The sequence below is a fragment of the Cupriavidus basilensis genome, from assembly GCF_000832305.1.
In the GTDB taxonomy this organism is placed as follows: domain Bacteria; phylum Pseudomonadota; class Gammaproteobacteria; order Burkholderiales; family Burkholderiaceae; genus Cupriavidus; species Cupriavidus basilensis_F.
Map to the genome: position 1 here is coordinate 1,086,713 of NZ_CP010537.1, position 21,706 is coordinate 1,108,418.

At 63.7% G+C, this 21,706-nt stretch carries 19 protein-coding genes and 2 pseudogenes; 8 read left to right on the top strand and 13 right to left on the bottom strand.

The genetic code is table 11. The features are described from left to right. Nucleotides 1-7: 7 nt before the first annotated feature. From RR42_RS25595 to RR42_RS25610, 4 genes are all read right to left on the bottom strand, one after another. Nucleotides 8-871, bottom strand: a complete 864-nt coding sequence (locus RR42_RS25595; protein ID WP_043354108.1) for an alpha/beta fold hydrolase — start codon at nt 869-871, stop codon at nt 8-10. Nucleotides 872-999: 128 nt separating this feature from the next. Then, on the bottom strand, nt 1,000-1,788 hold the full coding sequence (locus RR42_RS25600; RefSeq protein WP_043354109.1) for an SDR family NAD(P)-dependent oxidoreductase: 789 nt from the start codon (nt 1,786-1,788) through the stop codon (nt 1,000-1,002). Nucleotides 1,789-1,873: 85 nt separating this feature from the next. Then, a complete protein-coding gene (locus RR42_RS25605) occupies nt 1,874-2,968 on the bottom strand; it encodes an alkene reductase (RefSeq protein ID WP_043354112.1) in 1,095 nt (364 codons plus the stop codon). A 148-nt stretch (nt 2,969-3,116) separates the two neighbouring features. Beyond that, nucleotides 3,117-3,956, bottom strand: a complete 840-nt coding sequence (locus RR42_RS25610; protein WP_043354114.1) for an alpha/beta fold hydrolase — start codon at nt 3,954-3,956, stop codon at nt 3,117-3,119. Between the two features lie 133 nt (nt 3,957-4,089). Between RR42_RS25610 and RR42_RS25615 the strand changes: the two genes are divergently transcribed. Both RR42_RS25615 and RR42_RS25620 read left to right on the top strand, forming a co-directional pair. After that, complete coding sequence (locus RR42_RS25615; RefSeq protein ID WP_043357917.1) at nt 4,090-4,671, top strand: TetR/AcrR family transcriptional regulator; 582 nt, start codon at nt 4,090-4,092, stop codon at nt 4,669-4,671. Between the two features lie 6 nt (nt 4,672-4,677). Continuing rightward, nucleotides 4,678-5,214 (top strand): TetR family transcriptional regulator C-terminal domain-containing protein, encoded by a 537-nt coding sequence (locus RR42_RS25620; RefSeq protein WP_043354116.1) that lies wholly within the window; start codon nt 4,678-4,680, stop codon nt 5,212-5,214. A gap of 80 nt (nt 5,215-5,294) precedes the next feature. Here RR42_RS25620 and RR42_RS25625 read toward each other — a convergent pair whose 3' ends face one another. Next, nucleotides 5,295-6,251, bottom strand: a complete 957-nt coding sequence (locus RR42_RS25625; RefSeq protein WP_043354117.1) for a LysR family transcriptional regulator — start codon at nt 6,249-6,251, stop codon at nt 5,295-5,297. Between the two features lie 161 nt (nt 6,252-6,412). Between RR42_RS25625 and RR42_RS25630 the strand changes: the two genes are divergently transcribed. The 3 genes from RR42_RS25630 to mmsB all read left to right on the top strand — a co-directional run bounded on the left by RR42_RS25630 (nt 6,413) and on the right by mmsB (nt 10,267). Next, nucleotides 6,413-7,726 (top strand): MFS transporter, encoded by a 1,314-nt coding sequence (locus tag RR42_RS25630; protein WP_043353638.1) that lies wholly within the window; start codon nt 6,413-6,415, stop codon nt 7,724-7,726. 103 nt (nt 7,727-7,829) lie between these two features. After that, entirely contained in the window at nt 7,830-9,353 is a 1,524-nt protein-coding gene (locus RR42_RS25635) for a CoA-acylating methylmalonate-semialdehyde dehydrogenase (protein ID WP_043354118.1), read from the top strand. Nucleotides 9,354-9,370: 17 nt separating this feature from the next. Beyond that, nucleotides 9,371-10,267, top strand: coding sequence for a 3-hydroxyisobutyrate dehydrogenase (gene mmsB / locus RR42_RS25640; RefSeq protein ID WP_043354119.1), 897 nt, complete (start codon nt 9,371-9,373; stop codon nt 10,265-10,267). 127 nt (nt 10,268-10,394) lie between these two features. Here mmsB and RR42_RS38865 read toward each other — a convergent pair. Beyond that, nucleotides 10,395-10,663, bottom strand: a pseudogene (locus RR42_RS38865) (transposase); the annotation flags it as partial. 230 nt (nt 10,664-10,893) lie between these two features. Here RR42_RS38865 and RR42_RS25650 point away from each other — a divergent pair. The 3 genes and pseudogenes from RR42_RS25650 to RR42_RS25660 form a co-directional block, all read left to right on the top strand. Beyond that, entirely contained in the window at nt 10,894-11,094 is a 201-nt protein-coding gene (locus RR42_RS25650) for a hypothetical protein (protein WP_043354123.1), read from the top strand. A gap of 95 nt (nt 11,095-11,189) precedes the next feature. Beyond that, entirely contained in the window at nt 11,190-14,699 is a 3,510-nt protein-coding gene (locus tag RR42_RS25655; RefSeq protein WP_043354126.1) for a pyruvate carboxylase, read from the top strand. 5 nt (nt 14,700-14,704) lie between these two features. Continuing rightward, nucleotides 14,705-15,379, top strand: a pseudogene (locus tag RR42_RS25660) (cytochrome c biogenesis protein DipZ); the annotation flags it as partial. A gap of 823 nt (nt 15,380-16,202) precedes the next feature. Here the strand turns inward: RR42_RS25660 and RR42_RS25665 are convergent. The 7 genes from RR42_RS25665 to RR42_RS25695 all read right to left on the bottom strand — a co-directional run bounded on the left by RR42_RS25665 (nt 16,203) and on the right by RR42_RS25695 (nt 21,689). After that, nucleotides 16,203-17,459, bottom strand: coding sequence for an MFS transporter (locus RR42_RS25665; RefSeq protein ID WP_043354134.1), 1,257 nt, complete (start codon nt 17,457-17,459; stop codon nt 16,203-16,205). Nucleotides 17,460-17,600: 141 nt separating this feature from the next. Then, nucleotides 17,601-17,921, bottom strand: a complete 321-nt coding sequence (locus tag RR42_RS25670) for a hypothetical protein (protein ID WP_043354138.1) — start codon at nt 17,919-17,921, stop codon at nt 17,601-17,603. 16 nt (nt 17,922-17,937) lie between these two features. Next, a complete protein-coding gene (locus tag RR42_RS25675) occupies nt 17,938-18,405 on the bottom strand; it encodes a hypothetical protein (RefSeq protein WP_236702194.1) in 468 nt (155 codons plus the stop codon). A 20-nt stretch (nt 18,406-18,425) separates the two neighbouring features. Next, the gene (locus RR42_RS25680) at nt 18,426-19,052 is read right to left on the bottom strand and encodes a family 16 glycoside hydrolase (RefSeq protein ID WP_043354140.1); all 627 of its coding nucleotides are present in this window, start codon (nt 19,050-19,052) and stop codon (nt 18,426-18,428) included. A gap of 35 nt (nt 19,053-19,087) precedes the next feature. Continuing rightward, complete coding sequence (locus RR42_RS25685) at nt 19,088-19,546, bottom strand: chromate resistance protein ChrB domain-containing protein (protein WP_043354142.1); 459 nt, start codon at nt 19,544-19,546, stop codon at nt 19,088-19,090. Beyond that, nucleotides 19,543-20,463: a Fe-Mn family superoxide dismutase gene (locus RR42_RS25690; RefSeq protein ID WP_043354146.1), complete on the bottom strand. Its 921-nt coding sequence runs from the start codon at nt 20,461-20,463 to the stop codon at nt 19,543-19,545. The genes RR42_RS25685 and RR42_RS25690 overlap by 4 nt, the downstream gene beginning before the upstream one ends. A 23-nt stretch (nt 20,464-20,486) precedes the next feature. Beyond that, the gene (locus RR42_RS25695; protein ID WP_052494967.1) at nt 20,487-21,689 is read right to left on the bottom strand and encodes a chromate transporter; all 1,203 of its coding nucleotides are present in this window, start codon (nt 21,687-21,689) and stop codon (nt 20,487-20,489) included. Between the last annotated feature and the right edge of the window lie 17 nt (nt 21,690-21,706).

Genomic DNA, 21,706 nt, shown 5'->3' on the forward strand with positions numbered 1-21,706 from the left:
GAATCGGTCATTCATTCAAGAAGGAAAGGGCCTTTGATACGAAGTCGGCCTGATTCTGGAAAATTCCACCATGCCCGGCGTCTTCGTAAATGACCAGTTGTGCGTCCGGAATGCGGCGCGCCATGTCGGTACTGTTCACGGTGGGCACCATGATGTCGTTGTCGCCGTTAGCGATCAGGACCGGGATCCGGATGTTGCCGAGATCCTGCGGTGCTTGCCGGCCCCAGGCCTTGATCGCCTTCAACTGCCGCAGGAAGGCGACCGGTGTCGGGTCTTTGTCCCGGTTTCGCTTGCGTTCCTTCAGTCGATCCAGGAAGGCCTTCGCGGCTTGGCGACCATTCGCCGTGGACGTGAAGAACAGGTAGTACTTGGGATCCCTCCGCGTCAGCAGGCCCTTGATGATCAATGGCCAGGAGACCGCGCCGACCTTGTCGATGCCTTGGCCACCCGCCGGGCCCGTACCGGTCAGAAGGAGCTTGCGCACCAAGCCGGGCGCTTTCAGCACCATGTCCTGCGCCACGAATCCGCCGAGGGAAAAGCCGAGCAGATCCACCGTCTCGAAACCCAGTGCGTGGATCAGGGCGATGGCATCGCGTGCCATTTCATCGATGGTCACGGGCGCCGTTCCGCCCGACGCGCCGATTCCCCGGTAGTCGGTGGCAATGACGCGATGCCTGCCAGCAAGGCCATCGACGATCCGCGGATCGAAATTGTCCAGCACCGCGCCCCAATGATTGAGGAGAATCAGTGGCACTCCACTGCGAGGCCCCAGGTCGCGGTAGGCAAAGGCGGTGCCCCCGACGTCGATCAATAGGTTCGCGGCGTTGGCGTAGGTCGTGCCCGATCGAACGTGTTTGTCGGAATGGGTCATTGTTGACTCCGCGTCGCCGTATGGAACCGGAAATCTGGGGATGTGAGGGAGAAGGCCCGCCGTCAAATACGATGGGGCGCCCACGCGTTCATTCGACCATTGTGCGCCGTAGGTTTCTGGAGGGCGCTTTACGAGGCCGTGCGATACCGCTCTGCGGCGTGCGCCTGCCTGATGTCCGGAAGCAGGCCTTGCCGCGCGGCATCCAGGGCGTCCCAGCGTGAGGCGTTATGCAGGGGCGGGATGGTCACGAGTTCACGGCGATCGAAGCCGACCAGCGCGGCATCGACCAGCTCGTCCACTTCCATCACTCCGGACAGGGTATTGAGGTCGATGCCCGCGCGCTCCCAGATCTCCGTGCGGGTGGCCGCCGGTAGCACGGCCTGGATGTAGACGCCCTTGGGTGTCAGCTCCAGGCTCAGCCCCTGTGAGAGGTACAGCACGAAGGCCTTGGTCGCCCCATAGACCGACATGCCGAACTCCGGCGCCAGGCCGACGACCGAGCCGATGTTGACGATGGCGCCTTCGCCAACCTGTGCCAGGCGCGGGGCGATGGCGGCCGCCAGCCGGGCCAGCGCAGTCGTGTTGAGCGTGACCAGCCGGTCAATGCTGTCGGCGGTCTGCTCGATGAAGCCGCCGGACTGGGCGACCCCGGCATTGTTGATGAGGATGCCAATCCTGGCGTCGTCACGCAGGCGCTTCTCGACCGCGGTCAGGTCGTCGGGGCGGGTGAGGTCGGCCTGGAGGACATCAACGGCGACGCCGGTTTCCTCACGCAGGCGGGCCGCGAGGGTATCCAGCCGCACCTTGTCGCGCGCCACCAGCACGAGATCCTGGCCGCGGCGCGCGAAGCGCTCGGCGTAGGTGGCACCGATGCCGGTGGATGCACCGGTAATGAGGACAGTCGAACGGGTTGTCATGTGCTTGTTCTGTGGCGAAACGTGAACAGGCCGCGATGGCGCGGCATGTTGGCCGGTGCCGCATTGCGGTGCGGCCCCGGAGAACTTACTGGGCGCTGGCCTCGGCCAGCGTCGGGTGGTCGGTATAGCCCTCCGCCCCGCCGCCGTAGAGCGTGGCCGGATTGAAGTCCGCCAGCGGTGCGCCGGTCTTCAGCCGTTCCACCAGGTCGGGGTTGGCGATGAACGGGCGGCCGAAGGCGAACAGGTCCGCTTTGCCCTCGTTGAGGCGGGCGGCGGCCAGGGCCAGGTCGTAGCCGTTGTTGGCGATGTAGGTGTTCTTGAAACGCTTGCGCAGCGCGTCATAGTCGAACGGGGCCACGTCGCGCGGGCCGCCAGTGGCGCCTTCGACGACGTGCAGGTAGACCAGGCCCAGGGCGTCGAGCTGCTCGACCAGGTAGTCGAACTGCGCCTGTGGATCGCTGCTGGAAACGCCATTGGCCGGCGACACCGGCGAGATGCGGATGCCGGTGCGCTCGGCGCCGATCTCGTTGACCACGGCACGGGCCACCTCCAGCACGAGCCGTGCACGATTCTCGACCGAGCCGCCATAGGCGTCGGTGCGGACATTGGCGGCATCCCTGAGGAACTGGTCCAGCAGATAGCCGTTGGCGCCATGGATCTCGACGCCGTCGAAGCCGGCGGCGACGGCGTTGGCCGCGGCCTGGCGGAAGTCGTTCACAATCCCCGGCAGTTCGTCCAGTTCGAGCGCGCGCGGCGCGGAGACGTCGGTGAAGCCGTTGTTGACGAAGGTCTTGGTCCCGGCCTGGATGGCCGAGGGCGCCACCGGAGCGGCACCGTTCTCCTGCAGGTCGACGTGCGAGACGCGCCCGACGTGCCACAACTGCAGGAAGATCCGCCCGCCCTTCGCATGAACAGCGTCGGTGACCTGACGCCAACCGTCGATCTGCGCCTGCGTGTAGATGCCGGGCGTGTCTTGGTAGCCCTGTCCCTGCTGCGAGATCTGCGTGGCCTCGGAGATCAGCAGGCCGGCCGACGCGCGCTGGCTGTAGTAAGTGGCGGCGAGTTCGCCGGGAACGAAGCCGGCGCCGGCGCGGTTGCGCGTCAGCGGCGCTAGCACGACCCGGTTGGATAGGGTCAGGGAGCCAAGCGTGTAGGGCTTGAACAAAGTCTTGTCGGTCATGTCTTTTTCCTTTTCAGTTGATTGATGGTCGTTGTTGCGAGTGCGCGTCGTCGCACGGTCGATCATCCGAATGGGGCTTGTGTCGAGCCCTGCGGGACCGCTCAATTCAGACCAACGCCTCGCAGTGACGGCGACTGCGCGCCAAGTACTACTCCTCCAGGAACTGGATCGCGTGCTTCAGGAAGCGCTCGGGATACTGGTACTGCGCGCCATGCCCGGCATCGGGGTAGATCAGCAACTGGGCGTTGGGGATGTTCTGGGCCAGGTACCAGGAATTGATCGAGGCGATCATGATGTCGTTGACGCCGTTGAGCACTAGAGTCGACTGCTGGATCGCGTTCAGGTAGGCATAGGGGTTCTCACCCGGCAGCGGCGCGAAGTACGCCACGTGCGCCTCGGCCTGGGCCTTGGCCACCTCGGCCGAGCTGGGCGGGTCCTGGTCGACGCGCTGGTGGCGCCGCTCCCAGAACGCCAAGCCCGCTTGCTTGGCGGCCTCCGAGCGGCCGAAGAACAGGTAGAGGAAGTCTTCCGCGGTCGGCACTGGATTCGGCGCGACCTGCAGCACCTTCGGTTCCATCGTCGGATCACCACCTCGCAGGCCGGTGCCGAGCAGTAGCAGCTTGCGCACCAGCCCGGGGTGGCGCAGCGCGACCTCCTGCACCTGCATTCCGCCTATCGAGAAGCCGAGCAGATCGACCTGCGACAGGCCCAGCGCCCGGATCACCATGGCGATGTCGTCGGCCATGTCCTCGATCCGGTTGCGAGGCGTACCGGTGGACGAGGCAACGCCACGACCATTGAACAGGATGACCTCGCGGCCCTCGGCCAAGCCATCGGTCAGCAGAGGATCCCAGTGGTCCAGGCCGCCTCGGAAATGCTGCACGAAGAACAGTGGGACGCCGGAGGGCTTGCCCCAGCGGCGGTAGGCGAAGCGGTCGCCGTGCACTTCGATGAAGCGGGTGGGTGCAGTCAGGTGAGTGTCGCTCATTGCCTAAGTCCTTGGAAAAAGACGAGCTACTATGATGATGACCGTAATCTAAAATGTCAATAGCTTTGATGATGGTCAACATCAATGTATATTGAAGCTTTATTTCTTGGCTTACAGAAAGAGGCTCACGGGCATGAAAGTCACCAAAGCACAGGCACAGGAGAACCGGGCGCGCATTGTTGAGACAGCGTCCACGTTATTCCGTGAGCGCGGCTATGACGGCGTGGGTGTGGCAGAGCTCATGGCGGCCGCCGGCTTCACCCATGGCGGGTTCTACAAGCACTTCCGCTCCAAAGCCGACCTGATGGCCGAGGCGGCCGCCTGCGGGATCTCACAAACCGAGGCGCGGACCGGGGGAGTGGACATCCCGGAGTTCATCCATCGCTACGTTTCCCGGGAGCACCGCGACGCCCGTGGCAGCGGCTGCACGATAGCGGCCCTTTGCGGCGATGCGGCGCGTCAACCAGAAGCCATCAAGGCCACGTTTGCGGCTGGAATCGAAAGCCTGCTGACTACCCTTGAACGCGATGGCGTGACGTTGGGTACGCTGGATCAGCGCGAGGCGCGCGCAAAGATGATCGACATGCTTGCCCATTCGGTCGGCGCAATCGTGCTGTCGCGAGCCTGTCCGGATGACTCCCCGCTGGCCGACGAGATTCTGGAAGTTTGCCGCTCGGAAATTCTCGCGCCATTGTCGACGTCGGTGGGCAACTAGCAAGCCGTGTCGAAGAGCCGCATCTACCAGCACTTCGAATCCCGCAGCGCGCTACCCGCAGAGACCGTCCTTGCTTTTGCTGAGGCCCTCTCGGCCGACGCGATAAAGGCTGCCGCGCAAGCGCCAAAAGGCTTACGCTGGCTAGTACGCATGCTGGACGTCTGGCTCGGCGACTATGTATTGCGCGGTGGTTGCCTCATCCTGCGCGCCGGCAGCGAATCGGCTGGGCGAGCAGAGAGCGCTGTCAGTCTTAGCGTGGCACAGGCGGTAACCACCTGGCGTGGCCTGTTGGCTTCGCAGCTAAAGGACGCCGCGCATATAGGGGAAATCACCCCGAGTGTTGATGTTCGACACCTCGTGTTCGAGGTTTTCCGCTTTGCTCTGGGTGTTCAGCATGACCACCTGTTCCTGGGTTATTCGGTGGAATTCCGGCATTCGGTTCTGAAGGGAATCTTCGGCCGTCATGGCATTGAGGTACCGGTAGCGGCGAGCCGCCGCGTCTTACCATCCGGCGCGCTCAGGCACGCTTGGACGACCTACTGAGGCATCCTGACGAAGCCGGCTTGCCTCAGCAATTCTCTTGGAAACAGCGGAAGTGGATCGGGGGGGGGCGTGCAAGGGAATCAGGTGTTTCCCACAAGCCGGAGCTCTCCCGATTCCCCCGCCAGCAGAGCGCGGTTTTCCTCGGCGGCCGCGCGTAGGTACTCCCACAATACCGTGATGCGGCGCAGCTTGCGCAGGTCCTCGCGGCAATACAGCCAGAAGCAGCGGGTTACCACTACCTCATCGGGCAGCACCGGTACCAGCGCCGGCTGCTGCGCGGCGATGAAGCAGGGCAGGATGGCCAGCCCGCCGCCCTGCAGCGCGGCGAAATACTGCGCGATCACACTGGTGGTACGAAGCCCGGCCGTGGCGCCTGGCACGGTGCGCTCCAGGTAGAGCAGTTCGCTGCTGAACGCCAGGTCGTCCACGTAGCTGATGAAGGCGTGATCGGGCAGGTCGGCCTTGCTGGCAATGGGCGAGTGGCTTGCCAAGTATTCGCGGGAGGCATAGAGCCCGAGCCGGTAGTCGCACAGCTTGGTGCAGACATAGGGACCGCGCTCGGGCCGCTCGAGGGCGATGGCCAGGTCGGCCTCGCGTTTGGTCAGGCTGACGAAATGCGGCACCGGCAGCAGGTCCACCGTGACATGTGGATGCGCGGCGCGGAAGCGGGTCAGCTGTGGCGCCAGGAAAAAGCAGCCGAAGCCTTCCGTCGAGGCGATCCGGACATGACCCGAAAGAGCCTGCCCGGTGTTGGCCACCTGGTCGCAGGCGGATTGCACGGTGCTCTCCATGGCGTCGGCATAGGCCACCAGCTGCTGCCCTTCCGCGGTAAGCGTGAAACCGCCGGAACGGGACTTGTCGAACAGCAGCGTGCCCATCGCGTCTTCCAGCACGCGGATGCGGCGCGCCACGGTAGTGTAGTCAACGCCTAGCCGCTTGGCGGCGCCGCTGGCGCGCTGGGTGCGCGCTACCTCCAGGAAAAAACGCAGGTCGTCCCAGTTGAGCTTGCCCGGGACCAGGTCAGGATGAATTGGCATGAGAAGGATTGTGGTATCGCAGCACCAGCATCGACAACTGGTTCAGATGTGCATTTTTACATATCGAACCTGTTTATTTGTGACTACATCATGATTGTTTGCATAACTATACTCGCCGAGACTTGCACGCCGACAGGCTGCAGGAGAACAACGGAGACACGATGCAAACACCATCCACACTCGACGACGGCGCAGCTGTCACCACCCCGACACGCACCACCAGGCACTATCTGCTTGCCGGCTGGGCCAGCATGGCGGGTACCACCATCGAGTGGTATGACTTCTTCCTTTACGGCACGGCTGCTGCGCTGGTCTTTAACCGCATTTTCTTTCCTTCGCTGGACCCCACCGTCGGCACGCTGGCCGCCTTCGGCACCTTTGCGGTAGGCTTCATTGGACGGCCATTGGGCGGTATCGTGTTCGGTCACTTCGGCGATCGAATCGGCCGCAAGTCCATGCTGATGGCTACCCTGTTGCTGATGGGCGTCCCCAGCATGATCATCGGGATGATCCCTTCGTATGACAGCATCGGCTACTGGTCCACCGCGCTGCTGGTGGCCATGCGGTTCCTGCAAGGCATGGCGGTGGGCGGTGAATGGGGCGGCGCGGTGCTAATGGCGGTGGAGCATGCGCCCAAGGGACGTAAAGGTCTTTTTGGCAGCTTGCCGCAGACTGGCGTGGGGCTTGGCCTGATCCTGTCCTCGCTGGCGATGACTTCCGTGGCGGCCATGGCCGAGGCCGACATGCTCTCCTGGGGCTGGCGCATTCCCTTCCTGGCCAGCATCGCGCTTGTCGGGCTGGGCGGGTTCATCCGCCTGAAGGTGCCGGAGTCGCCAGACTTCCAGAAGATGAAGACCCAGGGCAAGGCGGTGAAGGCCCCCGTGCTGGCAGCTATCCGCAATCATCCGCGCGCGATGCTAACCATCATCGGTGCGCGCGCTGCTGAGAATACCTGGTTCTACATGGTAGTGACCTTCTCGCTGGCCTATGCGGCGAACCATCTGCATCTCCCCAAAGCCGACGTGCTGCATGCCATCACGGCAGGCGCGGTTCTGTCTCTGGTGACGATGCCGCTGTGTGGACACCTGAGCGACCGGATTGGCCAGCGGCGCATGTTCGCCATCGGCCTGGTGCTGATGTGCTTGTTCGCCGCCCCTTTCTTCGCCATGCTCGGCACGCGCGAGCCGACAGCGGTGTGGTGGGCTATGGTGCTGGGCCTGGGCGTGGTGTTCCCGATCCTATATGCCCCGCAATCGCTGTTGTTCGCGACACAGTTCCCGGCGGAGATCCGCTACAGCGGTATCTCGCTGTCGGTGCAGCTGGCCGGCATTCTCGGCGGCGGCTTCGCGCCGATGATCGCGACCTCCCTGCTGGCGGCCGGCGGCGGCGATCCACACTATGTGATCTATTACCTGGTCGGACTCGGCACCTTTGCCATCCTCTGCACGCTCCTGATGCGCAGCCCTCGCGCCTGACATCCAGCCTTTTCAATCCCGTTGTCCAATTGCCTGATGTCGGCGCAGTGATGCGCCGGCTGGCAATCCCTTATTCCCAAATTCCCAGTCACGGAGACTACTCATGAATTCCGCTGTACCTCACGCCACCCTCCAACTGCCCACCGCAAAACTCCTGATCGACGGCAAGTTCGTCGAATCCGATAGCAATCAGTGGGGCAACGTCGTCAACCCGGCCACGCAACAAGTCATCGGCCGCGTCCCCTTTGCCACGGTGGAAGAAGTCGATGCCGCCATTGCCTCGGCCCAGCGCGCCTTCCTGGCCTGGCGCAACACCCCGCTTGGCGCGCGCCTGCGCGTCATGCTGAAGTTCCAGGACCTGGTGCGCCGCAATATGGAGCGCATTGCCCGCACGCTCACAGCCGAGCAGGGCAAGACCTTGCCCGATGCACAGGGCGACATATTTCGTGGCCTGGAGGTCGTGGAGCATGCCTGCTCTGTCGGCACACTGCAAATGGGCGAGTTCGCCGAGAACGTGGCAGGCGGCGTCGATACCTACACGCTGCGCCAGCCGATCGGGGTGTGCGCTGGCATCACGCCGTTCAACTTTCCCGGAATGATCCCGTTGTGGATGTTCCCGATGGCGATCGTGTGCGGCAACACCTTCGTGCTCAAGCCGTCGGAACAGGATCCGCTCTCGACAATGGAACTGGTGGAGCTGGCCATGGAAGCCGGCGTGCCGCCCGGAGTGCTGAACGTGGTGCACGGTGGCAAGACCGTCGTGGACATGCTGTGCACCCATCCCGACGTGAAGGCGATCTCTTTTGTCGGGTCGACCCATGTTGGCACGCATGTCTACAACCTGGGCAGCAAGCACGGCAAGCGCGTGCAGTCGATGATGGGCGCCAAGAACCACGCCGTTGTGCTGCCCGACGCGAATCGTCAGCAGACCCTGAACGCACTGGTGGGTGCAGGCTTCGGCGCCGCGGGCCAGCGCTGCATGGCCACATCCGTGGTGGTGCTGGTGGGCCAGTCGCGCGATTGGCTCCCCGAACTGGTCGCAAAGGCGAAGCTGCTCAAGGTCAACGCCGGGCATGAACCAGGCACTGATGTTGGCCCGGTAATGTCGAAGGCAGCCCATGCGCGCATCACCGGGCTGATCGAGGAGGGCGTACAGGCCGGCGCCGCGCTGTTGCTCGATGGCCGCAATGTGAAGGTGCCCGGCTACGAGAACGGCAATTTCGTTGGCCCCACCATCTTTTCGGGTGTGAGCCCCGACATGTCGATCTACACGCAGGAGATATTCGGGCCGGTGGTAGTAGTGCTGGAGGTCGACACGCTGGACGAGGCCATTGCCCTGGTCAACCGCAACCCGATGGGCAACGGCGTGGGCCTGTTTACGCAGAGCGGGGCCGCAGCGCGAAAGTTCCAGAGCGAGATCGACGTCGGCCAGGTCGGTATCAACATTCCCATTCCGGTGCCCGTGCCCTACTTCAGCTTCACTGGCTCTCGCGGCTCCAAGCTTGGCGACCTGGGCCCGTACGGCAAGCAAGTTGTTCAGTTCTACACGCAGACCAAGACCGTCACTGCACGCTGGTTCGATGACACGCCGGCCGAAGGCGTGAACACCACCATCGCGCTGCGCTGATAGGAGAGCACCTCATCATGGAAATTGCATTCATCGGTCTCGGCAACATGGGCGCCCCCATGGCTGCCAACCTGCTCAAGGCAGGACATGCGCTGACGGTGTTCGACCTCGATGCCAACGCCGTGGCCGCCGCCTTGCTGGCGGGGGCGACCTCGGCTGGGTCGCCGCGTGAGGCGGCAGCCCGGGCAGACCTCGTCATTACGATGCTACCGGCCGCGGCGCATGTCAGGCAGGTCTACCTTGGCGAGGACGGTGTGCTGGCTGGCGCACGACCCGGCGTACCAATGGTCGACTGCAGCACAATCGACCCGGCGACCGTGCGCACAGTTGCCGAAGCCGCCGCAAGCCAGGACAGCCCGTTTGCCGACGCGCCGGTATCCGGCGGCACTGGCGGCGCCCAGGCCGGCACGCTCACCTTCATGGTGGGCGCGGACCAGCCGCTGTTCGAGCGCATCCGCCCTGTGTTGCTCGCCATGGGCAGGAACGTCGTGCCTTGCGGCGCGCCCGGTACCGGGCAGGTCGCCAAGATTTGCAACAACCTCCTGCTAGGCATCTCCATGATGGGCGTCTCCGAGGCCATGGCGCTTGGGGCGGCGCTGGGTATCGATCCCGCCGTGCTAGCCGGCATCATCAACACCTCGACTGGCCGCTGCTGGAGCTCCGATAGCTACAACCCGTATCCGGGCGTGCAGCCCGCGGCCCCGGCCGCGCGGGGCTATGTGGGCGGTTTTGCCGCTGACCTGATGCTGAAGGACCTGGGCCTGGCCACCGATGCGGCGCGTCAGGCCCACCAGCCGCTGTGGATGGGTGCCCTGGCTCAACAGCTCTACCAGTCCATGAGCCAGCAGGGCATGGGTCGGCTCGACTTCTCGGCCTGCCTCAAGCTGTACGAGAAACAGGATCCTTCTGCCTGAACGACGAGCAAAGGCCGATCGTCGTCCCCGATGACCAGCCGCGGTCCGCTGCACAACACGCGGGCCGCCTCCGAAGACCCATGCTGTCACTGCCCCGACCCGAAAACCATAACTCCTACACGTTCCGCGTGCCGTCCACGCTGAAGTGCTCGCTCGACAGCCAGTCCTTGTTCTGCGCAATGGCCAGCACTTCGTTGAAGAACTCGATCACCGCGTCGTGCCGGATCAGCCGTTCGCGGTTCTTGCTGAACACGGTGGGCACCCAGACCGTATCGTCCATCGACAGACCGATGAACCGGCGGAACAGCAAGTTGTACTGCCCCTGTTCCCCATCCGTTGGCGTTCGGAACGAAGACTGTAGAGCACCTGCAGCAGCATCACCCGCAGCAGCTTCTCGGTTTCACAGATGAAATATTGAATTTCAATTATGAAATTCATTGAGCTGAGGCACGTGACAATCTCTCGCTAAATCAATCGGATACACGATTTGGCTGCCACTGGTCCATTTCTTGCGCAAGAAGATCGGGCGGGCACGCGTCTGGTTGTGTCCGCAAATTTGCCGTCGCCTGGCTATCGCGTTGCGTGGAAGGGCAGGCGCCCTTGATCTTGACGAGGAAAGCACCGCGATGTACTACGGAAGAAATGGAGCCGGCGCGGACAGCCGCGAGCTTGTCGACGATGACGGCAAGCCACGCGCTGGCCAGAAGCGAGGCGAGCGTTGCGATAGCAATGAGCAGTCGCCATGGCGAGCAAACTGGGCCTGGGAAGCGACGACCGGGCACTACGACTGGATGGACTCGCACACCCCGTTTGCTCACTACGACTAGCGGCCAGGCGAAGCCTCAAGCCATATCCTGCCCTCCGATCACTTGACCACGCCGTACCGTTGTGCCCGGCTGGTTCATTTCCTTGCGCGCCCCCTATGGACTACACCCCAATCAAATCCCTGCTGGTTGCCAACCGTTCCGAGATCTCGATCCGCGTGATGCGCGCGGCCGCCGAGATGAATATCCGCACGGTAGCGATCTATTCGAAGGAAGACCGCCTCGCGCTCCATCGCTTCAAGGCTGACGAGAGCTACCTGGTTGGCGAGGGCAAGAAGCCGCTGGCCGCTTACCTTGATATCGACGACATCCTGCGCATTGCCAGGCAGGCGAAGGTCGACGCTATCCATCCGGGCTACGGTTTTCTTTCTGAGAATCCCGAGTTCGCACAGGCTGTCATCGACGCCGGGATACGATGGGTCGGTCCTTCGCCGCAGGTCATGCGCATGCTTGGCAACAAGGTGGCTGCGCGCAATGCGGCAATCGCAGCCGGTGTGCCCGTCATGCCGGCAACGGATCCGCTGCCCCATGATCTGGACACGTGCAAGCGTCTTGCAGCCGGAGTCGGCTACCCGCTGATGCTCAAGGCGAGCTGGGGCGGAGGTGGACGGGGCATGCGCGTTCTGGAAGGCGAGCAGGATCTCGACACCGCGCTTGCCGCGGCCCGGCGCGAGGCGCTTGCCGCGTTTGGCAACGACGAGGTGTATCTCGAAAAGCTGGTGCGCAACGCGCGCCATGTCGAGGTGCAGGTGCTCGGCGACACGCATGGCAACCTCGTGCATCTCTACGAGCGGGACTGTACCGTGCAGCGGCGCAACCAGAAGGTCGTCGAGCGGGCTCCCGCCCCGTACCTCGACGATGCCGGCCGGGCAGCGCTGTGCGAGTCGGCACTGCGGCTCATGCGCGCGGTCGGGTACACGCATGCCGGCACGGTCGAATTCCTGATGGATGCGGACTCCGGGCAGTTCTACTTCATCGAGGTCAATCCCCGCATCCAGGTCGAGCATACGGTCACGGAGATGGTCACCGGGATCGATATCGTCAAGGCGCAGATCCGCGTCACCGAGGGCGGCCATATCGGTATGACCGAAAACACGCGCAACGAGAACGGCGACATCATCGTGCGCGCCGCGGGCGTGCCTGCCCAAGCGGAGATTTCGTTGAACGGGCACGCGCTGCAATGCCGGATCACGACCGAGGACCCGGAAAACGGCTTCCTGCCCGACTATGGGCGGCTCACTGCCTACCGCAGTGCGGCAGGCTTCGGTGTGCGCCTCGACGCTGGTACCGCATACGGCGGCGCGGTGATCACCCCATACTACGATTCGCTGCTGGTCAAGGTCACGACCTGGGCGCCTACGGCTGCCGAGTCGATCCGTCGCATGGACCGAGCGCTGCGCGAGTTCCGTATTCGCGGCGTCGCGTCAAACCTGCAGTTCCTTGAAAACGTCATCAAGCATCCCGCCTTCGGGCGCGGCGATGTCACCACGCGCTTCATCGACCTGACCCCGGAACTGCTGGCCTTCACCAAGCGGCTGGATCGGGCCACCAAGCTGCTGCGCTATCTGGGTGAGGTGAGCGTCAACGGCCACCCGGAAATGAGCGGCCGCTCGCTGCCGTCGTTGCCACTGCCCAGGCCGGTGCTGCCCTCTTTCGATACCAGCAAGCCGCTGCCTTACGGCACGCGCGACCGGCTGCGCGAGCTCGGCGCGGAAAAGTTCTCGCGCTGGATGCTGGAGCAGAAGCAGGTGCTGCTGACCGACACGACCATGCGCGACGCGCACCAGTCACTGTTCGCCACACGCATGCGCACCGCGGATATGCTGCCAATCGCGCCGTTCTACGCGCGCGAGCTGTCGCAGTTGTTCTCGCTGGAATGCTGGGGCGGCGCCACCTTCGACGTGGCGCTGCGCTTCCTCAAGGAAGACCCGTGGCAACGTCTTGAGCAGCTGCGCGAGCGGGTGCCCAACGTGCTGTTCCAGATGCTGCTGCGCGGCTCGAACGCGGTCGGCTACACCAACTACGCAGACAACGTGGTGCGCTTCTTCGTGCGCCAGGCCGCCAGCGCGGGCGTTGACGTGTTCCGCGTGTTCGATTCGCTGAACTGGGTGCGCAACATGCGTGTAGCGATCGACGCCGTATGCGATAGCGGTGCGCTGTGCGAGGGCGCGATCTGCTATACAGGCGATCTCTTCGACCCCTCCCGTGCCAAATACGATCTGAAGTACTACGTCGGTATCGCGCGCGAACTGCAGCGCGCCGGCGTGCACGTGCTGGGCATCAAGGACATGGCCGGCATCTGCCGGCCGCAGGCGGCGGCTGCGCTGGTCAAGGCACTCAAAGAGGAAACCGGACTGCCTGTGCATTTCCATACGCACGACACCAGCGGCATCTCGGCCGCTTCCGCACTGGCTGCCATCGGGGCCGGCTGCGATGCCGTGGACGGCGCGCTCGATGCCATGAGCGGGCTCACCTCGCAGCCTAACCTGTCAAGCATCGCCGCAGCCTTGGCGGGCAGCGAACGCGATCCCGGCCTCAGCCCGGAGCGCCTGCATGAAGCATCGATGTACTGGGAAGGGGTACGTCGCTACTACGCCCCGTTCGAATCCGAGATCCGCGCCGGCACCGCCGACGTGTACCGCCACGAGATGCCCGGCGGGCAGTACACCAACCTGCGCGAGCAGGCCCGCTCGCTGGGCATCGAGCATCGCTGGACCGAGGTGTCGCGCGCCTATGCCGAGGTCAACCAGATGTTCGGCGACATCGTCAAGGTGACGCCGACTTCCAAGGTCGTGGGGGACATGGCCCTGATGATGGTGGCCAACGACACGACCGCCGCCGATGTCTGCGACACCACCAAGGAGATAGCCTTCCCCGAGTCGGTGGTGTCGCTGTTCAAGGGCGAACTGGGCTTCCCGCCCGACGGCTTCCCGGAAGCACTGTCGCGCAAGGTGCTGCGCGGCGAGCCGCCCGCGCCGTACCGGCCCGGCGACCAGATCCCGGCAGTGGACCTCGACGCGGCGCGCGCCGCGGGCGAAGCGGCGTGCGAGCAGCCGCTCGATGACCGTCAGCTGGCTTCGTACCTGATGTACCCGAAGCAGGCCAGCGATTACCACGCGCATGTGCGCACCTATAGCGATACCTCAGTGGTGCCCACGCCGGCCTTCCTGTACGGCCTGCAGCCGCAGGAAGAAACGGCAATCGACATCGCGGCGGGCAAGACCCTGCTGGTTTCGCTTCAAGGCACGCACCCTGATGCCGAAGAGGGCGTCATCAAGGTCCAGTTCGAACTGAACGGACAATCGCGCACAACGTTGGTCGAGCAGCGCAGCGCCACGCATGCGAGTGTGGTGCGCAGCAGCCGTCCGGTTGCCGATCCCGACAATCCACAGCATATCGCCGCACCCATGCCGGGCTCGATCGTGACGGTGGCGGTCCAGCCGGGACAGCGCGTTGCAGCGGGCACGACATTGATGGCGCTGGAGGCGATGAAGATGGAAACCCACATCGCGGCTGACCGCGACTGCGAAATCGCCGCCGTTCATGTTAAGCAAGGAGACCGTGTGGCTGCGAAGGATTTGCTGATCGAATTGAAGGGCACGGAGTGACATCGGCTATGTGGCGAGCGTTCAGTTGCGCGTTCAACAACAACTACTGGCCCGCCGCCTATTTCGTGGATGCGCGTGGCAACATCCGCCATCATCAGTTCGGCGAGGGCGACTACGCCAACTCGGAGCGCGTGATGCAGACGCTGCTGGCCGAAGCGGGGCGTCCGTCCACGTCGCCCGATGTGGTGGTGCCGGACGGGCAGGGCGCGCAAGCCGCCCCCGACCTGCGTAATGCGCGCTCCGGCGAGACCTACGTTGGCTACACCCAGGCGTCGAACTTCGTGTCGCCGGGCGGTCTCCGCCATGACGCATCGCGCGCCTATGCCGTCGGTGACCTGCAACTGAATGAATGGGGCCTGAAAGGCGAGTGGACCGTTGGTGCCGAGCGGGCCACGCTCGATCGTGCTGACGGCAGCATCGCGTATCGCTTCCATGCGCGCGACCTGCACCTTGTGCTCGGGCCAGCCGCCGATGGCCGCGCCGTGCGCTTCCTGGTGACGGTCGACGGCAAGCCCCCCGGCGACAGCCACGGCGCGGACACCGATGCAGCCGGCAACGGCGCCGTTACCCAGACGCGCCTCTACCAGTTGGTGCGTCAGGCCGGCAAGGTCGGCGAACACACGTTCGAGATCCGCTTTCTGGACCCCGGTGCCCACGCTTACGCCTTCACCTTCGGTTGATGCGGGCTGGGTGCGGGCTGTGCGGCGGTCGCACGGCAACTTCACGGGAGATAGCAGGAAACGCCATCCCACAACAGTTTCAGTGCGGTCACGACCAGTAACCCGTAGCAGGTTCGATAAACCTGGCGCTGGTCCAGTGCGCCGCGAAGCCGCCAACCGAGGTAAACGCCGGTGGGAATGGCGAACAGGCAAATCGCCATCCATGCCCGGACATCCGCGGTTGGTCTCACCAGCAGCAGCCAGGGCACCGCCTTGGTCGCGTGCCCACGGTGAAGAACATGCTTGTCGTGCCCGCATACACTTCCTTGCCGAGGCCAAGCGGCAGGAGATACATCGCAAGCGGCGGTCCGCCCGAGTGCGCCACCATGTTAGTGACCCCCGAGGCGAACCGGCCGTGACCGCCTTCGGCGTCGAACGCGGACGCGTCTTCAGCTGCGCGCCCCCGGCAAGCCACAGGCCAACAAAGAACAGGGTGATCGCCGCCATCAGGATCGCGATGGCGCGGTGGTCAAGGAAGTTGAACAAGGGCGCAAGCAGGCCGCCGGCGGTGACGGGATCCATCATGAGTATCGGTGATGCGTCGGGAAGAGCCGATGACGACCTAGCTCACGAAGGGCGCCTGCCGGCAGTTCCGACCATTCGACGCCGCCCCAGTGACGATTCGCTGAGATGGGCGCTATCCACGTCCGAAGTGCGATAGGCGGCCGGGTGCTGCAACGGCAGAAGAACCACCCACAAACAGCTGTCTGGTCAAAGATACTTCTTAAAGAACTTCCACTGTATCCGCGCCAGGTGCCATGTACGGATCAAAGTCGACTTACGGTCAATCGACCGGTCTGATACGTCGAAAGGTGCCCAGGAGCGCCAGATCATAGGCAATTTTGAGCAGGCCGCAGGCGACCAGCGGTGCGCCGACCCAGCCCATGGCAAACAGCGCGCCCGCTAGGGTCGGGCCGAGTGCGGACGCCAGGCTCCTGGGCACGGCGGTCAGGCTAGCGGCCGCCGGTCGCTCCGGCGGCGTGACCACGGCCATCACATAGGCAGTCCGGGTCGGTACGTCCATCTGGGACAGCGCGCTGCGCACGAGCAACAAGGCCAGGGCCGCCACCAGGGAGGGGGAGAAGGCGGCGGCGATCAGGCAGAGGCTGGATGGAATATGCGTAAACACCATCGTGTTCAACAAGCCAAACTTGCGGGACAGCGGCACGGCAACGAGTTGGGAGCCGGCCGCGAGCATCCCCGCCGAGAAAAAGAACTGGCCAGCGGCGCCAAGGGAAAGACCGAAGCGCTGCATCAACCACAGTGCCAGCAGCGAGTTCACCACCAGTCCGCCGGCAAAGGCGTCGACGCTAAAGAGCAGTGCAAGGCGGGTAACGATCCGGCGAGACGGACCAAGCGGCACTCGCACCGATGTCGCGTGCGGGTGTGGCTCGGGGATGCGCGCATAGAGGAACCAGAGTGCGACACCCGTCAATGCATAGATCATGAACATCACGCGCATGGCGCTGAGGAACGATATCCCCAACTGCGGGGCAAGCCAGCCCGGCAGCGCTGCCGCCAGTGCGCCGACGGCGGCGGAGAAGGCGCCAGTCAGGCTATAGCGGGCGAATAGCGCAGTGCGAGCATCGGAGGAGGACGAGTCGGCGAGACGAGCCTGCTCCAGCGGCAGGAAGACACTGACGTCTCCGGAACTCGGGTTGAGCGTGCCGACGAATGCGACGGGCAACAGTGGCCATAGGGAGGACAGTCCGGCGAAGCCGATGCCGGTTGCGACCATCAATGCAGCCGCCAACACCAGCAGGCGGCGCTGCGGGTAGCGATGGCCGAGGATGCCTACCAGTATCGTCGCCAGTGCGGAGCCGATCAGGGTTGCACTGCTGATCAACCCCACGGCCAGTTGCGCGAAGCCGAGCGCTAGCAGGTACGCTGGCAGCAGGACGGCGATAAACCCGTCACAGAAGCCGCGTAACGCGCGGCCGACGAGAAGCGGCAAGGCGCCGGCGTGGACGCCTGTCGGCAACACCTGGCGCGCAAGCCAGCCTCGGCTGTTGGGTGCAACGGGGTCTTTAAGGGTATGCATCGCGAAGGTCCCGTCTACGTGATATGGCATCGCCGGCTGTGCCGAAGTGGATCAGGCCAATCCAGGTGGGTTCCCGAGCAATAAGATCCATGAGGGTCTCCCGATCGGCCGCTTGAACCGTTCTCCTGCGGCCAACTTGCGTCAATCATCTTCGTCATCATCATCGTCGGCACGGGCGGCGAGCTGTTTGCCGTCTTCGCCAATGAAAACGGTTTGTTTCTCGCTGCCGGTGCCGAGCGTAACCTCATAGCGGATCTTGCCGTTTGCTGTCTGCTTCTCGATCTCGCCGACCGTACGGCCCTGCGCTTGCTTCTCGATTGCCGCTTTGACCGGAGCAGGTACTTGCGCAATATCAATGGCCTGGTGACTGCGCTCACCGAATGGATTTTTCCCGCAACCAGCCACGATGAGTCCTATGGAAACTAGAACGGCTGCAGCGAGCTTAAGGATGGGATTCGACATGACACACTCCGCCACTTCATTTGTCCGCCAGCTCGCCCTCGGCGATGGTGACGTCATCCCGTCGATATTCGATCCGTTGTTGATGCCGCCAGACCTGATAGCACTCCTCGGCGTTCGCATTGCTTGTCGAAAAGGTCATACACAGGTCGTTGTTCCTCAGCCTCCAGTGCCCCTTCTGGATTTGGCCGTGCATGATGGATTCAAGGGTGCCGTCGGCCTTGAACTTATCTGACCAATGGGCACCGTCCGTGACAACTTTGCCAACGATCCCCTTCTTGATTTCAACGGCAGATAGGCGCTTGAATGCGCCCTCGGCCTGGGTCGCGGTAGCAGAGCAGAGAATTGCGACGCCGATCCATAGGCTGGCGCGCGACATCGGCGTCCGAGCGGGGCCGGTTTCGGCCGCTGCCAGCCGTGGCACGACCGCCAACGTCTGCCATTCCGGGTTGGCAGCGCTGTCCCGCACTTGTTCTGATGTGAGCATTGTTTTACGCTGCCTTGTTGTCACTTCGTGCTGGCGTTTCCGAATGAGACGGTGTCGAACAAGGTCACGCTATCCGCCTTGGTCCAAACGCCGACCCTGCCGGCGCCACTGATGTGATCGTCCGCCACATCGATATAGCGCTTGCCGTCCAGCGCCACCTGGATGCGGTTTCCCACGAAGTCCACGCGCAGCGTATGCCAGACCCGGGCGGCGACAGGGGCTTCCTGGTACTGGATCGTGTGCCGGCGGCCCCCCGTCGTGTAGTACAGCGAGACATTATTCTCCAGTGCGTTTGCCCGCGCGACATAGTAGGTATCGCCGTCCTTCCAACGCCAGACAACGCCGCCAGCTTGATCTTCGCGGCCGGAAACGGGCTTGAACTTCGCCTCCACGAAACCATCGGCGATAGAGACATCTTGCTTCACGCACCAGGGGAAATCTCCGGAGCCCGATTGCTTGAGCACGTTGGCGCCGTCCTGCGCGGTCGGGTCTGTCTCGACGGTCCATTTCGGCGTGCCGCGGCCGGTGACACCCGCCACCCATCCCGCCGGCAACGCACCTTGTTTGTCCTGGTTGAACATAAGCGTTTCTCCAGTTGCCGGCATGGCTGTCAGGAGCATCGATACCATGAGCAGGATCGGTTTCACGGAGCACCTCCTGGGCGATGAGGTAACGGAACGATTTACGCCGGCATCTTCGGCGGCCATCGACGCGTTTCCGCCCGGCAATGCTGGCACCAGGCATACAAGGCGTCGTACATCACCATGCCGTGTCGGAGCATCTCGTGATCGTCGGCGAACACTTGCGAGAGACCCAGTGACATAGCGTAGAGCCCTCCGGATTGCGGGGTGAGATCCAGCTTTGACGTGTCCGCGCCCCGCACAATGCCAGCGAGTTGTTGCAAGGCAGGATCGTTCAGATGGTACTTATCCAGGAACGCGTCGAAGCTGCACAGTTCGCCGACATGCGATAGCTCGACGCCGGGGATGTCATAAGGAACGGCGCCGGTCTCGCCTGCGACTTTCACCACGTCGCCGGTGGGCACATACAGAAATTCCGGCTCGTTGTCGATAAAGCGGGCGATCAGCCAAGGGCAGGCAATGCGGTCGATCTTCGGGCGTTCGCGAGTGATCCATTTCATGACACCACCTCTTTGGGCTGAAGCGGCTTGCCTGCTTCTCGCCAGGCATCGATGCCGCCGTTGAGGTAGCGAACATCGAAGCCACGCCCTCGCAGCCACAGCGCCGTGGAGCGACCAATGTCCAGCCCCTTCATGCAGTACACGAAGAGCGGCTGCGTGGCATCGATCTTGTCGCTCCACTGATCGACGGTCGCTGGGTCATGCCAAGTAGCACCGGCCACCATGTCCGGAGCGACGGCGAAGTCCTCCGCGCGTCGCACGTCGATGACATGCGGCGCGCCACCATCGAGGGCGCTGATGCCCACGCCGAGCGGCACGGCATCGCCCGCCACGGCTGCTCCATAGCGCCGGTAGATGGCATCCCAGCGGATGTTTCGCATGAAGGCATCGACGTAGGCCGCCGCCTTCGCGCCGAAGTCCATCTGGTACGCGTGTTCGTACATATCCAGGGCAAGCACCGGAGTTGCGCCGGCGAGCAGGTTCGTGTGGTCTGCGGCCCAGTGGTTTACGAGCCGACCCTCGCGCGCGGACCATGCCATGATCGCCCAGCCGGACCCACCGCCCATCGCCTTGGCCAGCGCAGTGAACTCGGATCGCCATTGCTCGACGGAGCCGAAGTCGCGCGTCAACGCCACCGAGAGCCCGCACGAGGGCAGCACCCCATCACCGCCGAGCGCATCGAAGTACAGCTCGTGCAGGACAGCAGAATTCGCAGCGACCAGCTCCTCGCGCTTGAGCCCATTGATCAGAAAGCCCTGCGTCGTGCCCCAATCCAGTTCGGCGAGTTGGCCGCGAATGGCGTTCAGACGTTTCACAGCGCCGGTGTAGTTGTTCTCGTAATGGCTGACGATCAGTTTTTCCGAGAGGCCAGTGAGCTTGCCTGGGTCGACGCCCAGCGGCTTCATTTGATAGGTCATGATGGATTCCTTGTTCGTGTGGCTCATGCGCGGAGGAATGGGTAGGCGACCAGGCCGATTAGTGCGGCGCCGACGACGATGACTGGCTCAGGCAACTTCTTGAATTTCCAGAGCAATGCGACCGTGACAAGCGCAAGCAAGACAGTGGGCAGATCGATAATTGAGCGTTTGGCCAGGACGATCACGGCGCCCGTGATGGCCCCGACAGCCGCCGCCGTCACGCCATCGACGAAGGCGATGATGCCGGGGCGCTTCCCGTACTTCTTGAAGTAGGGTGCCGGGATCACGGTGAACAGGTAGCAAGGCAGGAAGGTGCCCAGCGCGGCCACGGACGCCCCCGGCAGGCCGGCAACCAGATAGCCGATGAACCCGACCGTGATCACCACGGGGCCGGGCGTGATCATGGCCACTGCCACTGCGTCGACAAATTGCTTGTCGTTCAACCAATGGTGCTCGGTCACGACGCCGCCGTACAGGAACGGCACGATGGCAAGCCCGGAACCGAAGACGAAGGCGCCGGCTTTGGCAAAGAACACGCCGATCTGCGTCAGCAGCGGCCAATCCACGGTGCTGACGATCCCGCCCACCGTGGGTACTTGCGTCACCGCAAGGGCATTGAGGCCGCCTTGTCGTAGCCACTTCGGTGGCGCGCGCCAGAACCACACCACGATGCCGGCCGCCAGGAACAGCCAGGCGATCTCGGACTCGGTGACCACCGTCACCGTTGCCAGCACCAGGTAGATCACCCACAGCAGCTTGTCCTTGCCCACGCTCTTGTTCGTGAGCTTGTAAGCGCTGATCGCGATGATCCCGATGACCGCCGCACCCACCCCATAGAATACCGACTGCATCCAGGTGAGTCCGCCAAACCGGACGTAAGCCCAACCCAGTGCCACCACCATCAGGAACGAAGGGGTGACGAATGCAATGCCGACCAAGGTCGCCCCGACGATGCGGTAGTGCACATAGCCGAGATAGATGGCGAGCTGCGCGGCCAGCGGCCCGGGTGCCAACTGCGCCAGCGCCAGGCCTTCCTTGTAGTCGGCATCGGTAATCCACTTGCGCGTATCCACCAGGTCCCGGTGCATGTAGCCTGCGAGGGCCACGGGGCCGCCGAAGCCCAGCGTACCCAGGCGCAACATATAGAGCACAAGTTGCCAGAGCGTATAGCTCGGCCGTTCGGCCGCCGGGGCCTGCGGAATGTCGGTTTGCTGCAGGTTGCTCATTGATCTTCCTTGAGATG

Coding starts and splice junctions, on each gene's coding strand:
- RR42_RS25685 (WP_043354142.1), bottom strand. CDS start 19,546: ATGAAATGGATCACTCGCGAACGCCCGAAGATCGACCGCATTGCCTGC.
- RR42_RS25605 (WP_043354112.1), bottom strand. CDS start 2,968: ATGACCGACAAGACTTTGTTCAAGCCCTACACGCTTGGCTCCCTGACC.
- mmsB (WP_043354119.1), top strand. CDS start 9,371: ATGGAAATTGCATTCATCGGTCTCGGCAACATGGGCGCCCCCATGGCT.
- RR42_RS25615 (WP_043357917.1), top strand. CDS start 4,090: ATGAAAGTCACCAAAGCACAGGCACAGGAGAACCGGGCGCGCATTGTT.
- RR42_RS25595 (WP_043354108.1), bottom strand. CDS start 871: ATGACCCATTCCGACAAACACGTTCGATCGGGCACGACCTACGCCAAC.
- RR42_RS25655 (WP_043354126.1), top strand. CDS start 11,190: ATGGACTACACCCCAATCAAATCCCTGCTGGTTGCCAACCGTTCCGAG.
- RR42_RS25690 (WP_043354146.1), bottom strand. CDS start 20,463: ATGACCTATCAAATGAAGCCGCTGGGCGTCGACCCAGGCAAGCTCACT.
- RR42_RS25600 (WP_043354109.1), bottom strand. CDS start 1,788: ATGACAACCCGTTCGACTGTCCTCATTACCGGTGCATCCACCGGCATC.
- RR42_RS25665 (WP_043354134.1), bottom strand. CDS start 17,459: ATGCATACCCTTAAAGACCCCGTTGCACCCAACAGCCGAGGCTGGCTT.
- RR42_RS25670 (WP_043354138.1), bottom strand. CDS start 17,921: ATGTCGAATCCCATCCTTAAGCTCGCTGCAGCCGTTCTAGTTTCCATA.
- RR42_RS25695 (WP_052494967.1), bottom strand. CDS start 21,689: ATGAGCAACCTGCAGCAAACCGACATTCCGCAGGCCCCGGCGGCCGAA.
- RR42_RS25650 (WP_043354123.1), top strand. CDS start 10,894: ATGTACTACGGAAGAAATGGAGCCGGCGCGGACAGCCGCGAGCTTGTC.
- RR42_RS25675 (WP_236702194.1), bottom strand. CDS start 18,405: ATGCTCACATCAGAACAAGTGCGGGACAGCGCTGCCAACCCGGAATGG.
- RR42_RS25630 (WP_043353638.1), top strand. CDS start 6,413: ATGCAAACACCATCCACACTCGACGACGGCGCAGCTGTCACCACCCCG.
- RR42_RS25625 (WP_043354117.1), bottom strand. CDS start 6,251: ATGCCAATTCATCCTGACCTGGTCCCGGGCAAGCTCAACTGGGACGAC.
- RR42_RS25610 (WP_043354114.1), bottom strand. CDS start 3,956: ATGAGCGACACTCACCTGACTGCACCCACCCGCTTCATCGAAGTGCAC.
- RR42_RS25635 (WP_043354118.1), top strand. CDS start 7,830: ATGAATTCCGCTGTACCTCACGCCACCCTCCAACTGCCCACCGCAAAA.